Here is an 18,241-nt window from a genome sequence, read left to right on the forward strand (position 1 = left end):
ACTCCGTATCCGCCTACCACCGGCTTCCTACCATGCTTGAAACCCTACTCAAACGGCTGCTGCAGAGCATCGCGGTGCTCTGGATCATGTCGGTGCTGACGTTCTGCGCGGTCAACCTGATCGGCGACCCGGTGCACCTGCTGGTCAGCCCCACCGCCACCGAGCAGGAGATCACCGAGGCGCGCCACGCGCTCGGCCTGGACCTGCCCGTGCCGCAGCAGTACCTGCGCTTCCTCAAGGGCGCGCTGCACGGCGACCTCGGCGACTCGTTCGTCTACAACCGGCCCGCGATCGAGTTGATCGTCAGCCGCGTGCCGGCCACGCTGGAACTGGCGGTGACGGCGCTGCTGCTGTCGCTCGGCATCGGCATCCCGATGGGCGTCTACGCCGGCCTGAAGCCGCACAGCCGGCTGGCGCGGATGCTGATGGCGGCCTCGCTCGGCGGCGTGATCATGCCCACTTTCTGGATCGGCATGATCGGCATCCTGGTGTTCTCGGTGAACCTGGGCTGGCTGCCGTCGGGCGGGCGCGGGCCGGTCAGCACGGTGCTGGGCATGCCGCTGTCGGTGACCAGCTGGGAGGGCATCCGCTTCCTGCTGCTGCCGGCGTTGACCCTGTCGCTGTTCAAGATCTCGCTGGTGGCGCGGCTGACCGAGGCCGGCACGCGCGAGGTGGCGGGGCAGGAGTACATCAAATTTGCCCGCGCCAAGGGCGTGGGCGGGGCGCGGCTGGTTCTGCGCCACGTGGTGCCCAATGTGCTGATCCCGATCGTGACCGTGGTCGGGCTGGAGTTCGGCCACCTGATCGCCTTCTCGGTGGTGACCGAGTCGGTGTTCTCGTGGCCCGGCATGGGCAAGCTGATCATCGATTCCGTGCTGGCGCTGGATCGCCCGGTGGTGGTGGCGTACCTGCTGGTGACGTTGCTGCTGTTCGTGGTGCTGAACCTGGTGGTCGACCTGCTGTACGTGGTGCTCGACCCGCGCCTGCGGCACAAGGCCGCCTAGCTCCCGCCGCGTTCGTTCCCCCGCTATCGAAGACTGAAACCGAAGACCGAGACTGAACCGATGTCCCTGCCTCTATCCGAAAACGATGATGCCGTTCCCGCGCTCCCGGCGCCGGCCGCGGCCCCGCCGGCGCCAGCCGCCGCGCCGCCGGCACGCCCTTCGCTGCTGCGGCGCTTCTGCGCCAACCGCGTCTGCGCCGCCGCGCTGGCCTTGCTGCTGGTGCTGCTGCTGGTGGCCGTGCTGGCCCATGCGCTCAGCCCGCAGAACCCCTATGACCTTGCCACGGTGTCGGTGATCGATTCCGAGCTGCGGCCTGGCAGCACGGGCTATGAAGGCCAGGCGCACTACTGGCTCGGCACCGACGGCGCCGGGCGCGACCTGCTCAGCGCCATCTTCTACGGCATCCGCATCAGCGTGGGCGTGGGCGTGATCAGCGCGGTGGTGGCGCTGATGGTGGGCAGCGCAGTCGGGCTGGCCGCGGCCTACTTCGGCGGCGTGGTCGATGCCGCCATCATGCGCGTGGTCGACCTGCAGCTGAGCCTGCCGGCGGTGCTGGTGGCGCTGATCCTGCTGGCGGTGCTGGGGCAGGGCGTCGACAAGACCCTGCTGGCGCTGGTGATCGTGCAATGGGCCTATTTTGCCCGCACCGTGCGCGGCGCGGCGCAGGTGGAGCGACGCAAGGAATATGTCGAGGCCGCGCTGGGCCAGGGGCTGCCGGCGCTGCGCGTGATGTTCCGCCATATCCTGCCCAACTGCATGGCGCCGCTGGTGGTGACCGGCACGCTGCAGATCGCGCATGCGATCACGCTCGAGGCCACCATGAGCTTCCTCGGCATCGGCCTGCCGCGCACGCAGCCGTCGCTGGGCATGCTGATCGCCAACGGCTTCGAATACATGCTGTCGAACAAGTACTGGATCAGCGTGTTTCCGGGCGTGGCGCTGGTGCTGCTGATCGGCTCGATCAACCTGGTGGGCGACCGCCTGCGCCGCGTGCTCAACCCGCGGCTGGAAGCATAAGGAGCCCGGCATGGCACTACTGGAAGTTTCCGGCCTGAGCACCAGCTTCGCGTTCGCGCACGGGACGGTGAAGGCGGTCGACGGCGTGTCGTTCACGCTGGAGCCGGGCGAGATCCTGGGCATCGTGGGCGAGTCCGGCTCGGGCAAGTCGGTGACGGCGTTCTCGCTGATGAACCTGCTGGACCCGCCCGGTCGCGTCACCGGCGGCTCGGTCCGCTTCAAGGGGCAGGAGCTGCTGGCGTGCTCGCCGCGCCAGTGGCAGGCCCTGCGCGGCGACCGCATCGCGATGGTGTTCCAGGACCCGATGATGTCGCTCAATCCGGTGATGCGCGTGGGCGACCAGCTCGCCGAGACCGTGCTGGTGCATCACCGCCGTACCCGCGCGCAGGCCCATGCGCAGGCGGTCGATGCGCTGGCGCGGGTCGGCATCCCGGCGCCGCGGGAGCGCATGCGCGCCTATCCGCACGAATTGTCCGGCGGCATGCGCCAGCGCGTGGCGATCGCCAACGCGCTGATCAACCGGCCCGACCTGATCATCGCCGACGAGCCCACCACCGCGCTCGACGTCACCATCCAGGCGCAGATCCTCTACGAGATGAAGCAGCTGGTGCGCGCGACCGGCGCCGCGGCGATCTGGATCAGCCACGACCTTGCCGTGGTCAAGGACCTGGTCGACCGTGTCTGCGTGATGTACGCGGGCCGCGTGGTGGAGCAGGGGCCGGTCGACGAACTGATCAAACGGCCGCTGCATCCGTACACGCGCGGCCTGCTCGATTCGCTGCCGACGCCGGCGATGCGCGGCGCCACCCTGCGCGCGATCCCGGGCGCGGCACCGGCACTGGCGGCGCTGCCGCCGGGCTGCGCCTTCGCGCCGCGCTGCCCGCGCGCGCGCCCGGCGTGCGCCCAGGTCCCTGTCGAAACCACTGTGCGCGGCCGCACGCTGCGCTGCTTTTATCCCCTGGAGGCGGCATGACGGTCATGCTCGAAGCGCACAACCTGCAGAAACGCTTTCTGCTCAAGCCCGGCCTGCTCGCGCGCATGGCCGGCAAGCCGGCGCAGGCGGTGCATGCCGTCAACGATGTCTCGCTGCAGGTGCGCCAGGGCGAGGTGCTCGGCGTGGTGGGCGAGTCCGGCTGCGGCAAGTCCACGCTGGGGCGCATGCTGGCCGGCCTGCTGCCGCGGACCGGCGGCGAGATCGCATGGCAAGGCCAGCGCGCCGATCTCGCTTCGGCCGCTTATCACCGCGCGGTGCAGATGGTGTTCCAGAATCCCTATGCGTCGCTGAACCCGCGCCTTCGCATCGGCCAGGCCATTACCGAAGGCGCGGTCTACCACGGCCTGGTCAAGCGCTCGCGCGCCGCCGCCGCCGCCGGCGAGCTGCTGCAGCAGGTGGGGCTCGATCGCGGCTATGCCGAGCGCTATCCGCACGAGTTCTCCGGCGGACAGCGCCAGCGCGTGGCGATCGCGCGCGCGCTGGCGCTGCGTCCGCGCCTGCTGATCTGCGACGAGGCCGTGTCGGCGCTCGATGTCTCGGTGCAGGCGCAGATCATCAACCTGTTCATGCAGCTGCGGCGCGAGCACGCGCTGACCTATGTCTTCATCAGCCACAACCTGGCGGTGGTGGAGCATATGTCGGATCGCGTGGTGATCATGTACCTGGGCCGCATCGTCGAAAGCGGCCCCGCGCGCGAGGTGTTCGCCGCGCCCAACCATCCCTATACGCGCGCGTTGCTGGCCGACGCGCCGCGCCTGGGCGCCAGTCCGCCCGCGCACCAGCCCATCCGCGGCGAACTGCCCAGCCCGCTGGCGCCGCCCGGTGGCTGCGCCTTCCATCCGCGCTGCCCGCACGCGAGCGCGCGCTGCACGACGCAGGTGCCGCTGCTGCGCGATATCGGCGGACGCCTGTCCGCCTGTCACCTGAATGACTAGATAGCCGCCGCCCGGCGCGGCCCGCTTACGTTCCCGATCGAATGGTTCCATCCCGCCCGCGCGGGATGGGCGGGTGCGTGCGCGCTGCGCGGGCGCAACACGCGGCAGTTGGACCACAGAGGGGGGATTTCTTGCATGACAGACCACGACAGGGGAGCAACAGCATGAACGGTATCCACACCCGGCGCGCACTCGCACGCGCCTGCCTCGGCAGCGCGCTGGCGCTGCTGTCGGCCGCGGCCGACGCAACGGTGACGCTGTATGGCCGCATCGACACCGACATCGAATACCAGAAGGGGCCCAAGGGCCGGGGCACGCAGATGGCGGACAACGCCTCGCGCTGGGGCCTGCGCGGCAGCGAAGAGCTGGGCGGCGGCCTGCGCGCGGCGTTCGGCCTGGAGCAGGGTTTCGGCGCCGACGACGGCGTCGCCACCAACCCGCAGTTCCGCCATGCCTTCGTCGGCCTGCAGGGCGGCTTTGGCGCGATCGCGCTGGGCCGGCTGGATTCGGCGACGATCGTGGGTTCGCCGATCTATTCGCAGGTGACGCAGAACGTCGACTTCGCCATCCACGATGCGGGCGCCACAGCGATCGGCACCAAGGTGCTGAATGCGCGCAACCGCGTGTCGAATGCGCTGGGGTATATGACGCCGAGCTTCGGTGGCTTCTCGCTGCGGGCGCGCATGAACCTGGCGGGGCCGGATTCGACCACGCCCAATACCCGGCCGCCGGTGCAGGCGGAGGACGATTTCCGCCAGTTCGACCTGGGCCTGAACTACGCCGCCGGCAAGTTCTCCGCAGGCCTGGGCTATTCGCGCGATGCCAAGAGCGGCGGCCTGGTGGCCAACGATTTCCGCGACAAGGTGCAGGCGGTGGCTTCGTACGACTTCTCCGTGGTCAACCTCTACGGCATCGTCGGGCGCGACCGCTACGCCGGCACCGCGACTACGCGTACCGACGTGCCGTACTGGCTGGTCGGCTTCTCGGTGCCGTACGGCGCGCACAAGCTCACCGTCAACTACATGCAGCGCGCGGTGCAGCGCGACCCGCAGGGCCGGCTCAGCAAGGTGCAGGCCGGCTACGGCTACAGCCTGAGCAAGCGCACCATGCCCTATGTCTTCTTCGACCGCGAGGATCCCAACTCGCACAAGTCCGGCGACACCGTGACCACGGTGGGCGTCGGCATCCAGCACAAATTCTGACCATGACGCTTCCGTATTCGCTGACTGAACCGGCCGGGGCGGCGCTGCCGCTGGTGGTGGATTCCCCGCACAGCGGCCTGCTGCATGCCGAGACCCTGCCGCTGGCGGCGCCGCCCGAAGCCTTGCTGACGGGCTGGGACGCCTATGTCGACCAGCTTTTCGCGCATGCGCCGCGGGTGGGCGGCACCTTGCTGTGCGCGGACTTCCCGCGCTGGCTGGTCGACGTCAACCGCGCCCGCGACGATATCGATCCCGACCTGATCGACGGCGCCATGCCTTATGACGTGCGCCCCAGCGACAAGTCCGGCCGCGGCATGGGCGTGCTGCGCCGGCTGGCGCTGCCCGGCGTGCCGGTCTATGCCGCGACCCTGTCGCCGCATATGGCGGAATACCTGCTCAAGACCTACTACGACCCGTACCACGCGGCACTGTCCGGACTGCTGGCGCAGCACCATGCGCGCTGCGGCGCGGTGTGGCATCTCGACTGCCATTCGATGAAGTCGCGCGGCAATGCGATGAACGTCGACAACGGCGCGGCACGGCCCGATTTCGTCGTCAGCAACGGCGACGGCGCGACTTGCTCGGCGGCGTTCCTTGAGCTGGTGTCAGAGTGCCTGCGCAGCCTGGGCTACCATGTGGCCATCAACTGGCCGTACAAGGGCGCGCAACTGATCCGCGCCTATGCCGATCCGGCGCAGCGGCGCCACAGCCTGCAGATCGAGATCAACCGGGCGCTGTACATGGATGAGGCCACGCTGGGGCAGCATGCGGGCTTTGCCGTGCTGCGCGGGCATCTCGACGAGCTGCTCGAGCACGTGGCGGCCTATATCCAGACCGAACTGCGCCAGACCGAACTGCGCCACACCGAGCTGCGCCGCTGAGCGCAGGCGCGCTCACACCACCTTGCCGGGGTTCATCAGCCCGAGCGGATCGAGCGCGCCCTTGATCGCCCGCATCATGGCGAGCTCGACCTCGCTCTTGTAATGCCGGTTCTCCTCGCGCTTGAGCTGGCCCAGGCCGTGCTCGGCCGAGATCGAGCCGTTATGCGAGCGCACGCTGTCGTGCACGATGCGGTTGACCTGGTCCTGGTGCGCCAGGAAGTCATCGTGATCGACGCCCTCCGGCGGCGCCACGTTGTAGTGCAGGTTGCCGTCGCCGAGATGGCCGAAGGTGACCATGCGCGCGCCGGGAAAGGCGTTCTGCAGCAGCGCGTCGGTGCACTCGATAAAGTCCGCGACGCGCGAGACCGGCACGGCGATATCGTGCTTGATGTTCTTGCCGTCTTCCACCTGCGCCAGCGGAATATGCTCGCGCAGGTTCCAGAAGTCGCGCGACTGCTGCACCGACTCCGCCACCACCGCGTCGGCGACCACGCCGGCGTCGAACGCGGCCGACATCATGGTCTCGAAGATACCGCGCGCATGGGCTTCGCTTTCGCTGTCGGACAGCTCCAGCAGCACCAGCTGCGGATGCATGTCGGCGAACGGATAGCGCAGCTGCGGGAAGTGCCGCGTCACCAGCGTCATGCTGAGCGCCGACATCAGCTCGAAGCCGGTCAGCATGGCGCCGGCGTGCGACTGGGCGATGGCCAGCAGCGCCAGCGCGGCGCGCGGGCTCTGCACCGCGGCCAGCGCCGTGACCGACGCGCGCGGCAGCGGGAACAGCTTCATTACCGCGGCGGTGATGATGCCGAGCGTGCCTTCGGCGCCGATAAACAGGTCGCGCAGGTCATAGCCGGTGTTGTCCTTGCGCAGGCCGCGCAGCCCGTGCCAGGTTTCGCCGGAGGGCGTCACCACTTCCAGTCCCAGGCACAGTTCGCGCGTGTTGCCGTAGCGCAGCACCGCGGTGCCGCCGGCATTGGTCGACAGGTTGCCGCCGATGGTGCAGCTGCCCTCGGCCGCCAGGCTTAGCGGAAACAGCCGGCCGTGCTCGCGCGCCACCTCCTGCAGCTGCTGCAGCACCACGCCGGCCTCGACCGTGATGGTGTTGTTGAGCGGATCGACCTGGCGGATGCGGTTGAGCCGCTGCAGCGAGATCACCACCTGCGGCGCGCCCGCCACCGGCGTGGCGCCGCCGCACAGGCCGGTGTTGCCGCCCTGCGGCACCACGGCGATCCGGTGCGCATGGCAGGCATGGACCACCTCGGCGACTTCCGCGGTGGTGCCGGGGCGCAGCACTGCCAGCGCCTCGCCGCGATAGCGCTTGCGCCAGTCGGTCAGGTAGGGCGCCTGGTCGGCCGCGTCGGTCAGCACGTGCTGCGGGCCCAGCGCGGCGCGGCACAGTGCCAGGAAGGAGTCTTGAGGCGAGGTCATGGCGATGGGTGGACGCGATTCAGGACTTGCGCGCCGCGGCCTTGGCGGCGGCGCGGGCGCGGCGCTTGTACGGCCGCAGGTAGAGGATGGTGCTGGTGAAGAACACCAGCGTCAGCGCCACCTCGACCCACGCCAGCGTGGACGAGGGCGCGCGGTCGCTGGTGGCGCGCACGATGCCCTCGGTGAAGAACAGCAGGATCAGCATCGACGACCACTGCATGGTGTAGCGGTTGCGCGTGAGCACGCCGCGCAGCGGCAGCAGCAGCGGCAGGAACTTCAGGATCAGCCACGAGCCGCCCGGCCGCAGCGGCGCCAGGAACCATTCCCAGGCAATGCACAGCGCCAGCAGCGCCAGCAGGCTGCCCACGCTGAGCCGGTACAGCCACGGGCTGTGCAGGGCCTGGTCGTTGTCCGCGGCGGGGGTCATGCCTGCGCTCCGGCCAGGCGCAGCGCGGTCTGCGCCAGCCGGCGGCCCATGGCCAGGGCCAGCGCCGATTCGTCTTCGGTGACAGGGCCGCGGTTGTCGCCGTGGGCATGGTGGCTGGGGCCATAAGGTGTGCCGCCCGAGGCCGTCGTCATCAGGCCCTTTTCGGAATAGGGCAGGCCCAGGATCAGCATGCCATGGTGCAGCAGCGGCAGCATCATCGACACCAGCGTGGTCTCCTGCCCGCCATGCAGGCTGCCAGTGGCGGTGAACACGCAGGCGGGCTTGCCGGCGAGCGCGCCCGACAGCCACTGGGCCACGGTGCCGTCGAGGAAGTATTTCACCGGCGCGGCCATGTTGCCGAAGCGGGTGGGGCTGCCCAGCGCCAGCCCGGCGCATTCCTCCAGGTCGCGCAGCTCGGCATAGGGCGGGCCGTCGGCGGGGATGTCCGGCGCGGTGGCCTCGCACACGGTGGAAACCGGCGGCACCGTGCGCAGGCGGGCCTGGGCGCCGGGGACGCTGTCGATGCCGGTGGCGATCAGTTCGGCAAGCTTGCGGGTGCTGCCGTAGCGGCTGTAGTACAGGACGAGGATCTCGGTCATGGAGCGGGACGGCCGGCGGTGAAGGGACAGCGAAGGGGTGATGCGCGAGGATGCCGGCAACAATGCGCGTATTATAGATGCGCCCCCCGCGCCATCTCCCGAAGGCCACGCGCCGCACGCGCAACGGGGCCATCCTTGAATTCGACAGACGATCCGACACACCAGATCCAGGAGGTTGCTTGCGCATGATTGGAGCCCGCGTCGCCCGCCTGCGCCGGGAATGGAACCTGCAAAAGGTGCGTGCCCTGGCGCGCTATGCGCTGCGCCGCGCCGCCGAAGACCGGCTGCCGCAGGTCTCGGCCAGCCTGACCTTCACCACCGTGCTGGCGGTGGTGCCGGTGCTGACCGTGGCCTTCGCGCTGCTGGCCGCGTTCCCGGTGTTCCGCGACTTCCGCAACGCCATCGAGGCGTTCCTGTTCCAGAACCTGATCCCGGGCAACGTCAGCGAATCGATCCAGCGCTATCTCGGCATGTTCGCCAAGAGCGCGCGCGGGCTGACCGCGATGGGCCTGGGCGGGCTGATGGTGACCTCGGTGCTGACCATGCTGACCGTGGAAGACGCGCTCAACGCGATCTGGCGAGTCAAGCAGCGCCGCCCGCTGGCGCAGCGGGTGCTGGTGTTCTGGGCGGTGCTGACCTTCGGCCCGGTGCTGATCGGCGCGAGCCTGTCGATCAGTTCCTATCTGATCTCGATCTCGGCCGGCTATGTCGGCACCATGCCGGTGGGGCTGGGGCTGCTGGTGGGCGCGGCGCCGGTGCTGCTGTCGGCGCTGGCCTTTGCCTTCCTGTACACGGCGGTGCCCAACGCCTATGTCGAGTGGCGCGATGCCATCGTGGCAGGGCTGGTCGCGGCGGTGGCGTTCGAGTTCGCCAAGCGCGGCTTCGGCTATTTCATCACCGAGATCCCGGCCTACACCGCGGTCTACGGCACCTTCGCCGCGCTGCCGCTGTTCCTGCTATGGATCTACCTGAGCTGGCTGGTGACCCTGCTGGGCGCCACCATCGCCGCCAACCTGCCGGTGATCCGGCAGGGCTACTGGCGCCGCCGCAGCTTTGCCGGCAGCGAGTTCTTCGACGCGCTGGGCGTGCTGCTGCTGCTCTACCGCGCCCGCGACGAAGTGCCGCGCAGCGTCGGCGAACTGGACCTGAGCCGCAAGCTGCGAGTCGAGGCGGACTACCTGTCCAGCCTGCTGGACAAGCTCAAGGCCATGCACCTGGTCGGCCGCCTGCAGCAGGAGCGTGGCCAGGCCCACTGGGCGCTGCTGTGCGACCCGTCGCAGGTGACGCTGCGCACGCTGCACGACCGGCTGGTGCTGAACCTGCCGCGGCTGCCGCGCACGGCGCTGGCGCAGCATCTGCGCGGGGCGGATGCGCTCAAGTCGATCCTGGACAATCCGCAGCTGGACCAGACGCTGGAGGCGGTGTTCCGGCAGCAGCCGGTGGATTTGCCGCCGACGGCCGGCGATGGCGACGGGCAGCGCCCGCGGCGTGCGCTGGAGGTGGTGCCGCCGGGGTGGCATGGGCAGGTTTGATTTTTGATTAGCTGGTTTGCTGGCTGGGGCTTGATTGGGCGGGACTCGTTCTTGACGGGCGTGGGCTGTTTCGCTGGCGTAGCTGGGGATCTGTTTCTCGTTCGACGTTGGCGTTATTTAGGGTGGTCGCTGTTGGTGACATGGTGTCGGCTTTTGGGCCGCCTGGTTCCGCCCTGCTGGGCGGGTCACTTTTTGGCCGAGCGCCAAAAAGTAACCAAAAAGCGCGTCGCCTATGCGGCTGGCAATCAATTTCACGGCGTTGGTGGCTCGAGCGGCGGTGCTTTCCGTTTGGGCGTGGTTGCCCGTTCGGCCCTGCTACGCTATGTGAGTCAGGGGCGGTGCCTTCGATCACCCACTATTGGACAATCCCAATGAGGGTGTAGGCAGCCTGCTGCCGGCCGTATCGCGGGGACGCCTGCGGCTGCTGCGCAGGCTCAATTGTGGTGACGGTCATTTGGCGGTTGCGCGAACGCAGTCGCAGGCGCTGTACGATTCTCAGCCCGGGCCACAGACCGGCAGCGCCAAGCGAGCGCAGCGACGCGTTCCGTGCCCAGGGCCCACGCCGCGCGAGAGGGCCGGCGCGCAGCGCAGCCGTAGGCGTTCCTGCGGTAAGGCCGGCAGCAGGGACCACTCCGCGCTCTGGGCTCGTTCAACCAACACTTCAACGCCCCTGCTACCGTGGTGCACCCCTGCGGCAGGCAGTCCCGCTATGCGAGGAAGCCCAGCCCCGTACGAAAACCCCCAGGCACACTACGATAAGACATGCCGCCCGCAGGGCAATCAACGCGTTTTTTGGTTACTTTTTGGCGCTCGGCCAAAAAGTGACCCGCCCAGCAGGGCGGAACCAGGCGGCCCAAAAGCCGACAGCATGTCACCGACAGCCCCCGCGACGCTTCAACGGGCCGACAGCATGTCACCCCCAACCACCATCCCAAATAAGCGCCAAGCCCCGTCCCCCCTTTCAAAACGGAATCCTCCCCCGCCAGATATCAAAATACATCACCCAATCCCCCATCAGGCTATAGATAGGATGCCGAAACGTAGCCGGCCGATTCTTCTCGAAGCCAAAGTGCCCGACCCAGGCAAACGCATAGCCCGCCACCACCGCGGCGAGCAGCCACCAGAGGTTGCCGGTCACGACCAGCGCCACCAGGCACAGCAGCGCCACCGTCGACCCGGCAAAATGCAGCCGCCTGCAGGTACGGTTCTGATGTTCGCTCAGGTAGTAGGGATAGAAGGCCGCGAAATTCTCGAACTCGCGTGCGCGGGCGTGGGCCATGGCTGTCTCCGGCAGGTCTTGTTTGCTGCAGTGTAGACCTTCCGCGCCGCGATGCAGGGGGGACGGCCGCCGGCGTGGCCGGCCGTCGGGACCAGCGTCAGCCCGCCGCCACCACCTTGCGCGCAAACGCCGCCAGCGCATCCAGCACTTCATCCGGACGCTCGCCCATCAGCGCATGGCCGCACGGCACCGTCACCACGCTCGCGCTGCGCATCTTGCCGGCCAGTGCCTGGGCCGCCTTGGGCGAGGTCATCATGTCCTTGCTGCCGGTGATGAACAGCGCCGGGCAGGTCGCCGCCGCGGCAGCCTCCTCGCCGTGGGCATACGCGTTGCAGGCCGAGAAATCATTGTGGAAGACATGCGCCTGCGGGTTGTTGCGCGACACCCGTTCCATCAGCCGCTGGCTCCCGCCATGCATCCACGCGCCGGGGCCCGGCGACGACGGCTTGTTGGCGAGGCTTGAATGCGACCAGGTGTTGACCATGGCGATGGCATCGCCCTCGCGGTTGAGCGAGGCGTCCAGCAGCGCGTCCGAGACCTTCATCGGATACGCCGTGGCCAGCAGGCCGATGCCGCGCACCGCCTGCGGATGGCGCGCCGCGCATTCCAGCGCGATCAGCGAGCCCATGCTGTGGCCGAACACGAAGGCCGGCGCCGCAACGCCGGCGGCGGCCACCAGCGCCATGACCCAGTCCGCCATGGCCTCGACCGTGGCCAGCGGCGCGCCCTGGCTGCGGTTGTGGCCGGGCAGGTCCACCGCCAGCACCGAGAAGCCATGGTTGGCGAACCAGCGCGTCTGCAGCGCCCAGACACTGTGGTCGTTCTGCGCGCCGTGGACGAAGACCGCGCAGGGCAGGGCGGGATCGAACGGTTTGCCGCCGGTATAGGCGTAGGCCGGCTGGCCGGCAAGGTTCAGTTCCATCAGGCTTGCCCTCCCTTGCCGCTCATCGCCTTCTCGGCCGCTTTCAGCCCGCGCTTGAGGTCGTCGATCAGGTCATCCGGGTCTTCCAGCCCGATCGACAGCCGGATCGTGCCCTCGGTGATGCCGGCCGACTGCAGCGCGGCCGCGTCCATGCGGAAGTGCGTGGTCGACGCGGGGTGGATCACCAGCGAGCGCGCGTCGCCGACATTGGCCAGGTGCGAGAACAGCGACAGGCTTTCGATAAAGCGCTGGCCGGCCAGGCGGTTGCCCTTCAGGTTGAAGCTGAACACCGCGCCGCAACCGCGTGGCAGCAGGCGCTTGGCCAGTTCGTAGTCGGGGTGGGATTCCAGTTCCGGGTAAGACACCGACTCCACCATCGGGTGCGAGACCAGGAACTGCACCACCTTGCGGGTGTTGTCGACATGGCGGCTCATGCGCAGCGGCAGCGTCTCCACGCCCTGCAGCAGCTGCCATGCCGCCATCGGGTTCATGCAGGCGCCGAAATCGCGCAGGCCCTCGCGGCGCGCGCGCAGCAGGAACGGCGCGACCGTGCTTTCCTCGGTGAACACCATGTTGTGGAAGCCCTCGTAGGGCTCGGACAGCTCCGGAAAGCGCCCCGAAGCCTCGAAATCGAAGGTGCCGCCCTCGGCCAGCACGCCGCCGATGGTGGTGCCGTGGCCGCCCAGGAACTTCGTCGCCGAGTGGTAGAGCAGGCCGGCCCCATGATCGAACGGGCGCAGCAGGTAGGGCGTGGTGAAGGTGGAATCCACCAGCAGCGGGATGCCGTGGTCCTGGCCCAGTTGCGCCAGGGTCGGGATGTCGAGCACGTCCAGCCCGGGGTTGCCCAGCGTCTCGCCGAACAGCAGCCGGGTCTCGGGGCGGATGGCAGCGCGCCAGGCGTCGATGTCGCGCGCCTTGACGAAGGTGGTCTCGATGCCGAAGCGGCGCAGCGTGTAGTGCAGCAGGTTGTGCGAGCCGCCGTACAGCGCCGACGAAGCCACGATATGCGAGCCCGCGCCCATCAGCGTGGCTACCGCCAGGTGCAGCGCGGCCTGGCCCGAGGCCGTGGCGATGGCGCCGGCGCCGTTCTCGAGCGCGGCGATGCGTTCCTCGAGCACCGCCACGGTGGGGTTGGAAATGCGCGAGTAGACGTGCCCCGCGCGTTCCATGTTGAACAGCGACGCGGCGTGCTCGCTGTCGCGGAACACGAAGGACGTGGTCAGGTGGATGGGGGTGGCGCGGGCCCCGGTGGCGGGGTCGGGCGCGGCGCCGGCGTGCAGCGCCAGCGTGTCGAAGCGGGTTCCGGACATGGTCGGTCGGCCTTGAGTTGTCTCCGGCCAGCATCGTAGCATCGTGCGCCGGCCCACGCGCGCCGGCGGACCGCAAACCGGCCTCCCGCTTTACTTTGGCGGCGGGTTTGGGCTAGCATCGGCCAACGGGCACACGGTGCCCGCACACCCATAGACAGATAACAATGCGACCGGTATCGCCCCCGGTGCCACGGCCGGCGCGATACCCTCAGTTTCAGCTCAGTGTGAGCGCAGGCAGCGGAGACCACCATGAAAGTCAGCGACATCCTCCAGATCAAGGGCAATACGCTCTACACCGTGACGCCTGACACCTCCTTGCTGGTCGCCGTGCACACCATGGCCGAGCACGATATCGGCTCGCTGGTGGTGATGGAGTACGGCGACCTGGTCGGCATGCTGACCTTCCGCGAGATCATCGAGACGCTGGCTCGCAACAATGGCAACGTCGGTACCAGCAGCATCCGCAAGGTGATGGACGATGCGCCGCTGACCTGCACCATGGAAACCGACGTCAACGAGGTTCGCCGGATGATGCTGGAGCGTCACACCCGCTACCTGCCCGTGCTCGACAACCGTACGCTGATGGGCGTGATCTCGTTCTACGACGTCGCCAAGGCCGTGGTCGAGGACCAGAGCTTCGAGAACAAGATGCTCAAGGCGTATATCCGCGACTGGCCGGAGGAGCGCGCCGAGTGATGGCGCCGGGCCGCGCCGGCTGACCCCGCCGGTGAAAATGCCCTCGGTCGGCGCCGCCGGACCGCGGCAAGGTGGCGGACAGGCCGCGGCTGCGGCACACTAGCCGGCGTTCCCACTCCGTTGGCGGTCGCCCGACCGACCGGCCCATTCATGAGCCAACACAGCCAGTTCCGACTACTCGGCCTGCGCCGTTTCGCGCCGTTCTTCTGGACCCAGTTCCTGGGGGCGATGAACGACAACGTGTTCAAGGTCGCCTTCACCTCGCTGGTGACCTACCACACGGCGCTGTTCGAGGGCGTCGACGCGCGCAGCGCGGCGTTCCTGATCTCGGCCATCTTTATCGCGCCGTTCGTGCTGTTCTCGGCCACCAGCGGGCAGATCGCCGACAAGCTGGAGAAGTCGCGGCTGATCCGGCTGGTCAAGTCGCTGGAAATCGCCATCATGGTGCTGGGCCTGGCCGGCTTTGCCTGGCACAGCGCGCCGCTGCTGTACGCCGGCACCTTCCTGATGGGGCTGCATTCCACGCTGTTCGGGCCGGTCAAGTTTGCCTACCTGCCGCAGCACCTGGACGAGAGCGAACTGGTCGGCGGCAACGGGCTGGTCGAGATGGGCACCTTCGTCGCGATCCTGATCGGCACGCTGATCGGCGGCGAGCTGGCCGGGCTGCAACAGGGCGGCGCCATGGTCGGGCCGCTGTACGTGGGCGCGGCCTGCGTGATCATCGCCGTGGCCGGGCGGCTGGTGGCTGGCCGCATCCCGGCGTCGCCGGCGCCGCAGCCGGACCTGCGCATCAACTGGAACCCGTTTTCCGAGACCTGGCGCAACCTGGTGCTGGCGCGCGGCAACCGCACCGTGTTCCTGAGCCTGCTCGGCATTTCATGGCTGTGGTTCCTCGGCGCGACCTTCCTGACCTCGTTCTTCAGCTACGCCAAGGATGTGCTGGGCGGCGACCAGAACGTGGTGACGCTGCTGCTGGCGGTGTTCTCGCTGGGCATCGGCACCGGTTCGCTGCTGTGCGAGCGCCTGTCGGGACGCCATGTCGAGATCGGCCTGGTGCCGTTCGGCTCGATCGGCATGACCGTGTTCGCGGTCGACCTGTACTTTGCCAGCCAGGGGCAGGCGCCGGCCGCGCTGAGCGGCGTCGGCGCCTTCCTGGCCGCGCCGCACCACTGGCGCGTGCTGGCCGACCTGTTTTTGCTGGCGATGTTCGGCGGCTTCTACAGCGTGCCGCTGTACGCGCTGATCCAGAGCCGCAGCGCGCCCACGCACCGCGCCCGCATCATCGCCGCCAACAACATCCTGAACAGCTTCTTCATGATCGCGGCCTCGCTGCTGGGCGTGGCGCTGACCCAGGCGGGCTACACCATCCCGCAGCTGTTCCTGGTGGTCGGGCTGCTCAATGCGGTGGTGGCGGTCTATATCTACTCGCTGGTGCCGGAATTCCTGCTGCGCTTTATCGCGTGGATCCTGGTCCATACCCTCTATCGCCTGCGCCGCATCAACGCCGAGCGCATCCCCGCGGACGGTCCGGCGGTGCTGGTGTGCAACCACGTCAGCTTTGCCGATGCGGTGGTGCTGATGGCATGCAGCCCGCGCCCGGTGCGCTTCCTGATGGACCACAACATCTTCAAGGTGCCGCTGCTGTCGTGGTTCTTCCGCCAGGCACGGGCGATCCCGATCGCGCCGGCGCACCAGGACCCCGAGATGCTGCGGCGTGCCTACGACACCGTGGCGCGGGCGCTGGAAGACGGCGACCTGGTCTGCATCTTCCCCGAAGGCAAGATCACCGCCACCGGCGACATCAATCCGTTCAAGCAGGGCGTGCAGCAGATCATCCGACGCACCCCGGTGCCGGTGGTGCCGATGGCGCTGCGCGGACTGTGGGGCAGCTTCTTCTCGCGCAAGGGAGCGCCGGCGATGTCGCGGCCGTTCCGGCGCGGCATTTTGAATCGGCTCGAGCTGGTGGTGGGCGAGCCGGTGCCGCCGGAGTCGGCCACCCCGGAAGGGCTGCAGCAGATGGTGCAGGCCCTGCGCGGCGACTGGCGCTGAACCCATGTGCTCCCACGCGGAACCCGACCGACGATGATCACGCTCTACACCTTCGGCCCCGCCTTCGGGCTGCCCGATGCCAGCCCCTTCGTTACCAAGGCCGAGATGCTGCTCAAGCTGGCCGGCCTGCCATACCACGCGCGCCCCGGCAGCCTGCGGCGCGCGCCCAAGGGCAAGCTGCCGTACCTGGACGACATGGGCCGGATCGTGGCCGATTCCACCATGATCCGCTGGCATATCGAGAAGACCTACCACATCGATTTCGACGAGGGCCTGAGCCCGGCCGAGCGCGGCATTGCCTGGGCCGCCGAGAAGCTGATGGAGGACCATCTCTACTGGGCGGTGGCGCGGGTGCGCTGGCTGGACCAGGCCAATTTCGACAAGGGCCCGGCCCAGTTCTTCCGCAGCGTGCCGGCGCCGGTACGCGGCCTGGCCGAGCGGCTGGTGCGCTACAAGGTGCGCAAGACGCTGTGGGGGCAGGGCCTGGGCCGGCATAGCGAGGAAGAGCTGGTGGCGCTGGCCAGCAAGGGCGTGGCCTCGATCGCCGACATCCTGGGCGACAAGCGCTACCTGATGGGCGACCGGCCGTGCGGGGCGGATGCGACGCTCTTTGCCTTTGCCGGCAGCCTGCTGTGCCCCGTATTCGACACCCCCATCCGCACCGCGGCCGAGGGGCATGCCAACCTGGTGGCCTATATGGCGCGGATGCGCGCCGAGTTCTATCCGGAACTGGCCGCCGCGCCGGTGCCGCAGGGCGTGGCCGCCTGAGCGTTTCCGCACCGCCAGGGGCCGCCCGGGCATCGCCATTGGCCTTACAATGGAGGCCGTCCCCAATTCCTGTGCGGTTTCCATCATGTCCGGCAACACCCTTGGCCTGCTTTTCACTGTCACCACCTTCGGCGAATCGCACGGGCCCGCCATCGGCGCGGTGGTGGACGGCTGCCCGCCGGGCCTGGCGCTGACCGAGGCCGACATCCAGGGCGACCTGGACCGCCGCAAGCCCGGCACCTCACGCCACGTCACCCAGCGCAAGGAACCGGACCAGGTCGAGATCCTGTCCGGCGTGTTCGAGGGCAAGACCACCGGCACCCCGATCTGCCTGCTGATCCGCAACACCGACCAGCGCAGCAAGGACTACGGCAATATCGTCGAGACCTTCCGCCCGGGCCATGCCGACTACACCTACTGGCAGAAGTACGGCATCCGCGACCATCGCGGCGGCGGCCGCTCGTCGGCGCGCCTGACCGCGCCGGTGGTGGCGGCGGGCGCGGTGGCCAAGAAATGGCTGCGCGAGCAGTACGGCACCGAGATCCGGGGCTATATGTCGCAGCTGGGCGAAATCGCGGTGCCGTTCACCGACTGGTCGCACGTGCCGGAGAACCCGTTCTTCGCCGCCAACGCCGACATCATCCCTGAGCTGGAAACGTATATGGACGCGCTGCGCCGCGACGGCGACTCGGTCGGCGCGCGCATCGAGGTGGTGGCCAGCCACGTGCCCGTGGGGCTGGGCGAGCCGCTGTTCGACAAGCTCGATGCCGATATCGCGCACGCCATGATGGGCATCAACGCGGTCAAGGGCGTCGAGATCGGCGCCGGCTTCGACAGCGTCGCGCAGCGCGGCAGCGTGCATGGCGACGAGCTGACCGCCGCGGGCTTCCGCACCAACAACGCCGGCGGCGTGCTGGGCGGCATCTCCACCGGGCAGGACATCACCGTGTCGCTGGCGATCAAGCCGACCTCTTCGATCCGCACCCCGCGCGAATCGATCGACAAGGCCGGCAACGCCGCCACCGTCGAGACCTTCGGCCGCCACGACCCATGCGTGGGCATCCGCGCCACGCCGATCGCCGAGGCCATGCTGGCGCTGGTGCTGGTCGACCACGCGCTGCGCCACCGCGCGCAGTGCGGCGACGTTCGCGTCGAAACGCCGCGCATCCCCGCGCAGGCCGGCCAGACCCGCTGA

Annotated in this window: 17 protein-coding genes; 11 read left to right on the forward strand and 6 right to left on the reverse strand. The window is 68.7% G+C overall.

The genetic code is table 11. From position 1 onward, the window contains the following. Window positions 1–32 precede the first annotated feature (32 nt). From U9J39_RS07215 to U9J39_RS07240, 6 genes are all read left to right on the forward strand, one after another. Entirely contained in the window at window positions 33–1,004 is a 972-nt protein-coding gene (locus U9J39_RS07215) for an ABC transporter permease (protein ID WP_115708997.1), read from the forward strand. Between the two features lie 60 nt (window positions 1,005–1,064). Then, window positions 1,065–2,021, forward strand: coding sequence for an ABC transporter permease (locus U9J39_RS07220; protein WP_326346824.1), 957 nt, complete (start codon window positions 1,065–1,067; stop codon window positions 2,019–2,021). A 10-nt stretch (window positions 2,022–2,031) separates the two neighbouring features. Further along, window positions 2,032–2,994, forward strand: a complete 963-nt coding sequence (locus tag U9J39_RS07225; protein ID WP_326346825.1) for an ABC transporter ATP-binding protein — start codon at window positions 2,032–2,034, stop codon at window positions 2,992–2,994. Then, window positions 2,991–3,950: an ABC transporter ATP-binding protein gene (locus U9J39_RS07230; RefSeq protein WP_116312397.1), complete on the forward strand. Its 960-nt coding sequence runs from the start codon at window positions 2,991–2,993 to the stop codon at window positions 3,948–3,950. The genes U9J39_RS07225 and U9J39_RS07230 overlap by 4 nt, the downstream gene beginning before the upstream one ends. A 164-nt stretch (window positions 3,951–4,114) precedes the next feature. Further along, on the forward strand, window positions 4,115–5,152 hold the full coding sequence (locus tag U9J39_RS07235; RefSeq protein ID WP_326346826.1) for a porin: 1,038 nt from the start codon (window positions 4,115–4,117) through the stop codon (window positions 5,150–5,152). A 2-nt stretch (window positions 5,153–5,154) separates the two neighbouring features. Continuing rightward, window positions 5,155–6,033 (forward strand): N-formylglutamate amidohydrolase, encoded by an 879-nt coding sequence (locus U9J39_RS07240; protein WP_326346827.1) that lies wholly within the window; start codon window positions 5,155–5,157, stop codon window positions 6,031–6,033. A gap of 12 nt (window positions 6,034–6,045) precedes the next feature. Here the strand turns inward: U9J39_RS07240 and U9J39_RS07245 are convergent, their stop codons facing one another. From U9J39_RS07245 to wrbA, 3 genes are read right to left on the reverse strand one after another with little or no spacing between them, the layout of a single operon-like run. Then, window positions 6,046–7,464, reverse strand: coding sequence for an FAD-binding oxidoreductase (locus tag U9J39_RS07245; RefSeq protein ID WP_115709009.1), 1,419 nt, complete (start codon window positions 7,462–7,464; stop codon window positions 6,046–6,048). 19 nt (window positions 7,465–7,483) lie between these two features. Then, window positions 7,484–7,891, reverse strand: coding sequence for a DUF2069 domain-containing protein (locus tag U9J39_RS07250; RefSeq protein ID WP_115709011.1), 408 nt, complete (start codon window positions 7,889–7,891; stop codon window positions 7,484–7,486). Further along, window positions 7,888–8,490 carry an NAD(P)H:quinone oxidoreductase gene (wrbA, locus tag U9J39_RS07255; RefSeq protein WP_326346828.1) on the reverse strand — a complete coding sequence of 201 codons (603 nt, stop codon included), beginning with the start codon at window positions 8,488–8,490 and terminating at the stop codon, window positions 7,888–7,890. The genes U9J39_RS07250 and wrbA overlap by 4 nt, the downstream gene beginning before the upstream one ends. Window positions 8,491–8,675: 185 nt before the next feature. Between wrbA and U9J39_RS07260 the strand changes: the two genes are divergently transcribed. Beyond that, window positions 8,676–10,022 carry a YihY family inner membrane protein gene (locus U9J39_RS07260; protein ID WP_115679967.1) on the forward strand — a complete coding sequence of 449 codons (1,347 nt, stop codon included), beginning with the start codon at window positions 8,676–8,678 and terminating at the stop codon, window positions 10,020–10,022. Window positions 10,023–10,983: 961 nt separating this feature from the next. Here the strand turns inward: U9J39_RS07260 and U9J39_RS07265 are convergent. The 3 genes from U9J39_RS07265 to U9J39_RS07275 all read right to left on the reverse strand — a co-directional run bounded on the left by U9J39_RS07265 (window position 10,984) and on the right by U9J39_RS07275 (window position 13,533). After that, complete coding sequence (locus U9J39_RS07265) at window positions 10,984–11,301, reverse strand: Mpo1-like protein (protein WP_326346829.1); 318 nt, start codon at window positions 11,299–11,301, stop codon at window positions 10,984–10,986. 97 nt (window positions 11,302–11,398) lie between these two features. After that, window positions 11,399–12,223: an alpha/beta fold hydrolase gene (locus tag U9J39_RS07270; protein WP_326346830.1), complete on the reverse strand. Its 825-nt coding sequence runs from the start codon at window positions 12,221–12,223 to the stop codon at window positions 11,399–11,401. Continuing rightward, window positions 12,223–13,533, reverse strand: coding sequence for an O-acetylhomoserine aminocarboxypropyltransferase (locus tag U9J39_RS07275; RefSeq protein ID WP_116312401.1), 1,311 nt, complete (start codon window positions 13,531–13,533; stop codon window positions 12,223–12,225). The genes U9J39_RS07270 and U9J39_RS07275 overlap by 1 nt, the downstream gene beginning before the upstream one ends. A 249-nt stretch (window positions 13,534–13,782) precedes the next feature. Between U9J39_RS07275 and U9J39_RS07280 the strand changes: the two genes are divergently transcribed. The 4 genes from U9J39_RS07280 to aroC all read left to right on the forward strand — a co-directional run bounded on the left by U9J39_RS07280 (window position 13,783) and on the right by aroC (window position 18,241). After that, on the forward strand, window positions 13,783–14,229 hold the full coding sequence (locus tag U9J39_RS07280; RefSeq protein WP_012352517.1) for a CBS domain-containing protein: 447 nt from the start codon (window positions 13,783–13,785) through the stop codon (window positions 14,227–14,229). Window positions 14,230–14,379: 150 nt separating this feature from the next. Continuing rightward, window positions 14,380–16,278: an MFS transporter gene (locus U9J39_RS07285; RefSeq protein WP_115709018.1), complete on the forward strand. Its 1,899-nt coding sequence runs from the start codon at window positions 14,380–14,382 to the stop codon at window positions 16,276–16,278. Between the two features lie 33 nt (window positions 16,279–16,311). Next, on the forward strand, window positions 16,312–17,046 hold the full coding sequence (locus tag U9J39_RS07290) for a glutathione S-transferase C-terminal domain-containing protein (protein WP_326346831.1): 735 nt from the start codon (window positions 16,312–16,314) through the stop codon (window positions 17,044–17,046). Window positions 17,047–17,131: 85 nt separating this feature from the next. Continuing rightward, window positions 17,132–18,241: a chorismate synthase gene (aroC, locus tag U9J39_RS07295; protein ID WP_115709020.1), complete on the forward strand. Its 1,110-nt coding sequence runs from the start codon at window positions 17,132–17,134 to the stop codon at window positions 18,239–18,241.

Origin of the sequence: Cupriavidus sp. SS-3 (genome assembly GCF_035818815.1) — a bacterium.
In the GTDB taxonomy this organism is placed as follows: domain Bacteria; phylum Pseudomonadota; class Gammaproteobacteria; order Burkholderiales; family Burkholderiaceae; genus Cupriavidus; species Cupriavidus taiwanensis_C.

Coding starts and splice junctions, on each gene's coding strand:
- U9J39_RS07250 (WP_115709011.1), bottom strand. CDS start 7,891: ATGACCCCCGCCGCGGACAACGACCAGGCCCTGCACAGCCCGTGGCTG.
- U9J39_RS07225 (WP_326346825.1), top strand. CDS start 2,032: ATGGCACTACTGGAAGTTTCCGGCCTGAGCACCAGCTTCGCGTTCGCG.
- U9J39_RS07220 (WP_326346824.1), top strand. CDS start 1,065: ATGTCCCTGCCTCTATCCGAAAACGATGATGCCGTTCCCGCGCTCCCG.
- U9J39_RS07280 (WP_012352517.1), top strand. CDS start 13,783: ATGAAAGTCAGCGACATCCTCCAGATCAAGGGCAATACGCTCTACACC.
- U9J39_RS07235 (WP_326346826.1), top strand. CDS start 4,115: ATGAACGGTATCCACACCCGGCGCGCACTCGCACGCGCCTGCCTCGGC.
- U9J39_RS07275 (WP_116312401.1), bottom strand. CDS start 13,533: ATGTCCGGAACCCGCTTCGACACGCTGGCGCTGCACGCCGGCGCCGCG.
- U9J39_RS07290 (WP_326346831.1), top strand. CDS start 16,312: ATGATCACGCTCTACACCTTCGGCCCCGCCTTCGGGCTGCCCGATGCC.
- U9J39_RS07270 (WP_326346830.1), bottom strand. CDS start 12,223: ATGGAACTGAACCTTGCCGGCCAGCCGGCCTACGCCTATACCGGCGGC.
- U9J39_RS07245 (WP_115709009.1), bottom strand. CDS start 7,464: ATGACCTCGCCTCAAGACTCCTTCCTGGCACTGTGCCGCGCCGCGCTG.
- aroC (WP_115709020.1), top strand. CDS start 17,132: ATGTCCGGCAACACCCTTGGCCTGCTTTTCACTGTCACCACCTTCGGC.
- U9J39_RS07230 (WP_116312397.1), top strand. CDS start 2,991: ATGACGGTCATGCTCGAAGCGCACAACCTGCAGAAACGCTTTCTGCTC.
- U9J39_RS07260 (WP_115679967.1), top strand. CDS start 8,676: ATGATTGGAGCCCGCGTCGCCCGCCTGCGCCGGGAATGGAACCTGCAA.
- U9J39_RS07265 (WP_326346829.1), bottom strand. CDS start 11,301: ATGGCCCACGCCCGCGCACGCGAGTTCGAGAATTTCGCGGCCTTCTAT.
- wrbA (WP_326346828.1), bottom strand. CDS start 8,490: ATGACCGAGATCCTCGTCCTGTACTACAGCCGCTACGGCAGCACCCGC.
- U9J39_RS07285 (WP_115709018.1), top strand. CDS start 14,380: ATGAGCCAACACAGCCAGTTCCGACTACTCGGCCTGCGCCGTTTCGCG.
- U9J39_RS07240 (WP_326346827.1), top strand. CDS start 5,155: ATGACGCTTCCGTATTCGCTGACTGAACCGGCCGGGGCGGCGCTGCCG.
- U9J39_RS07215 (WP_115708997.1), top strand. CDS start 33: ATGCTTGAAACCCTACTCAAACGGCTGCTGCAGAGCATCGCGGTGCTC.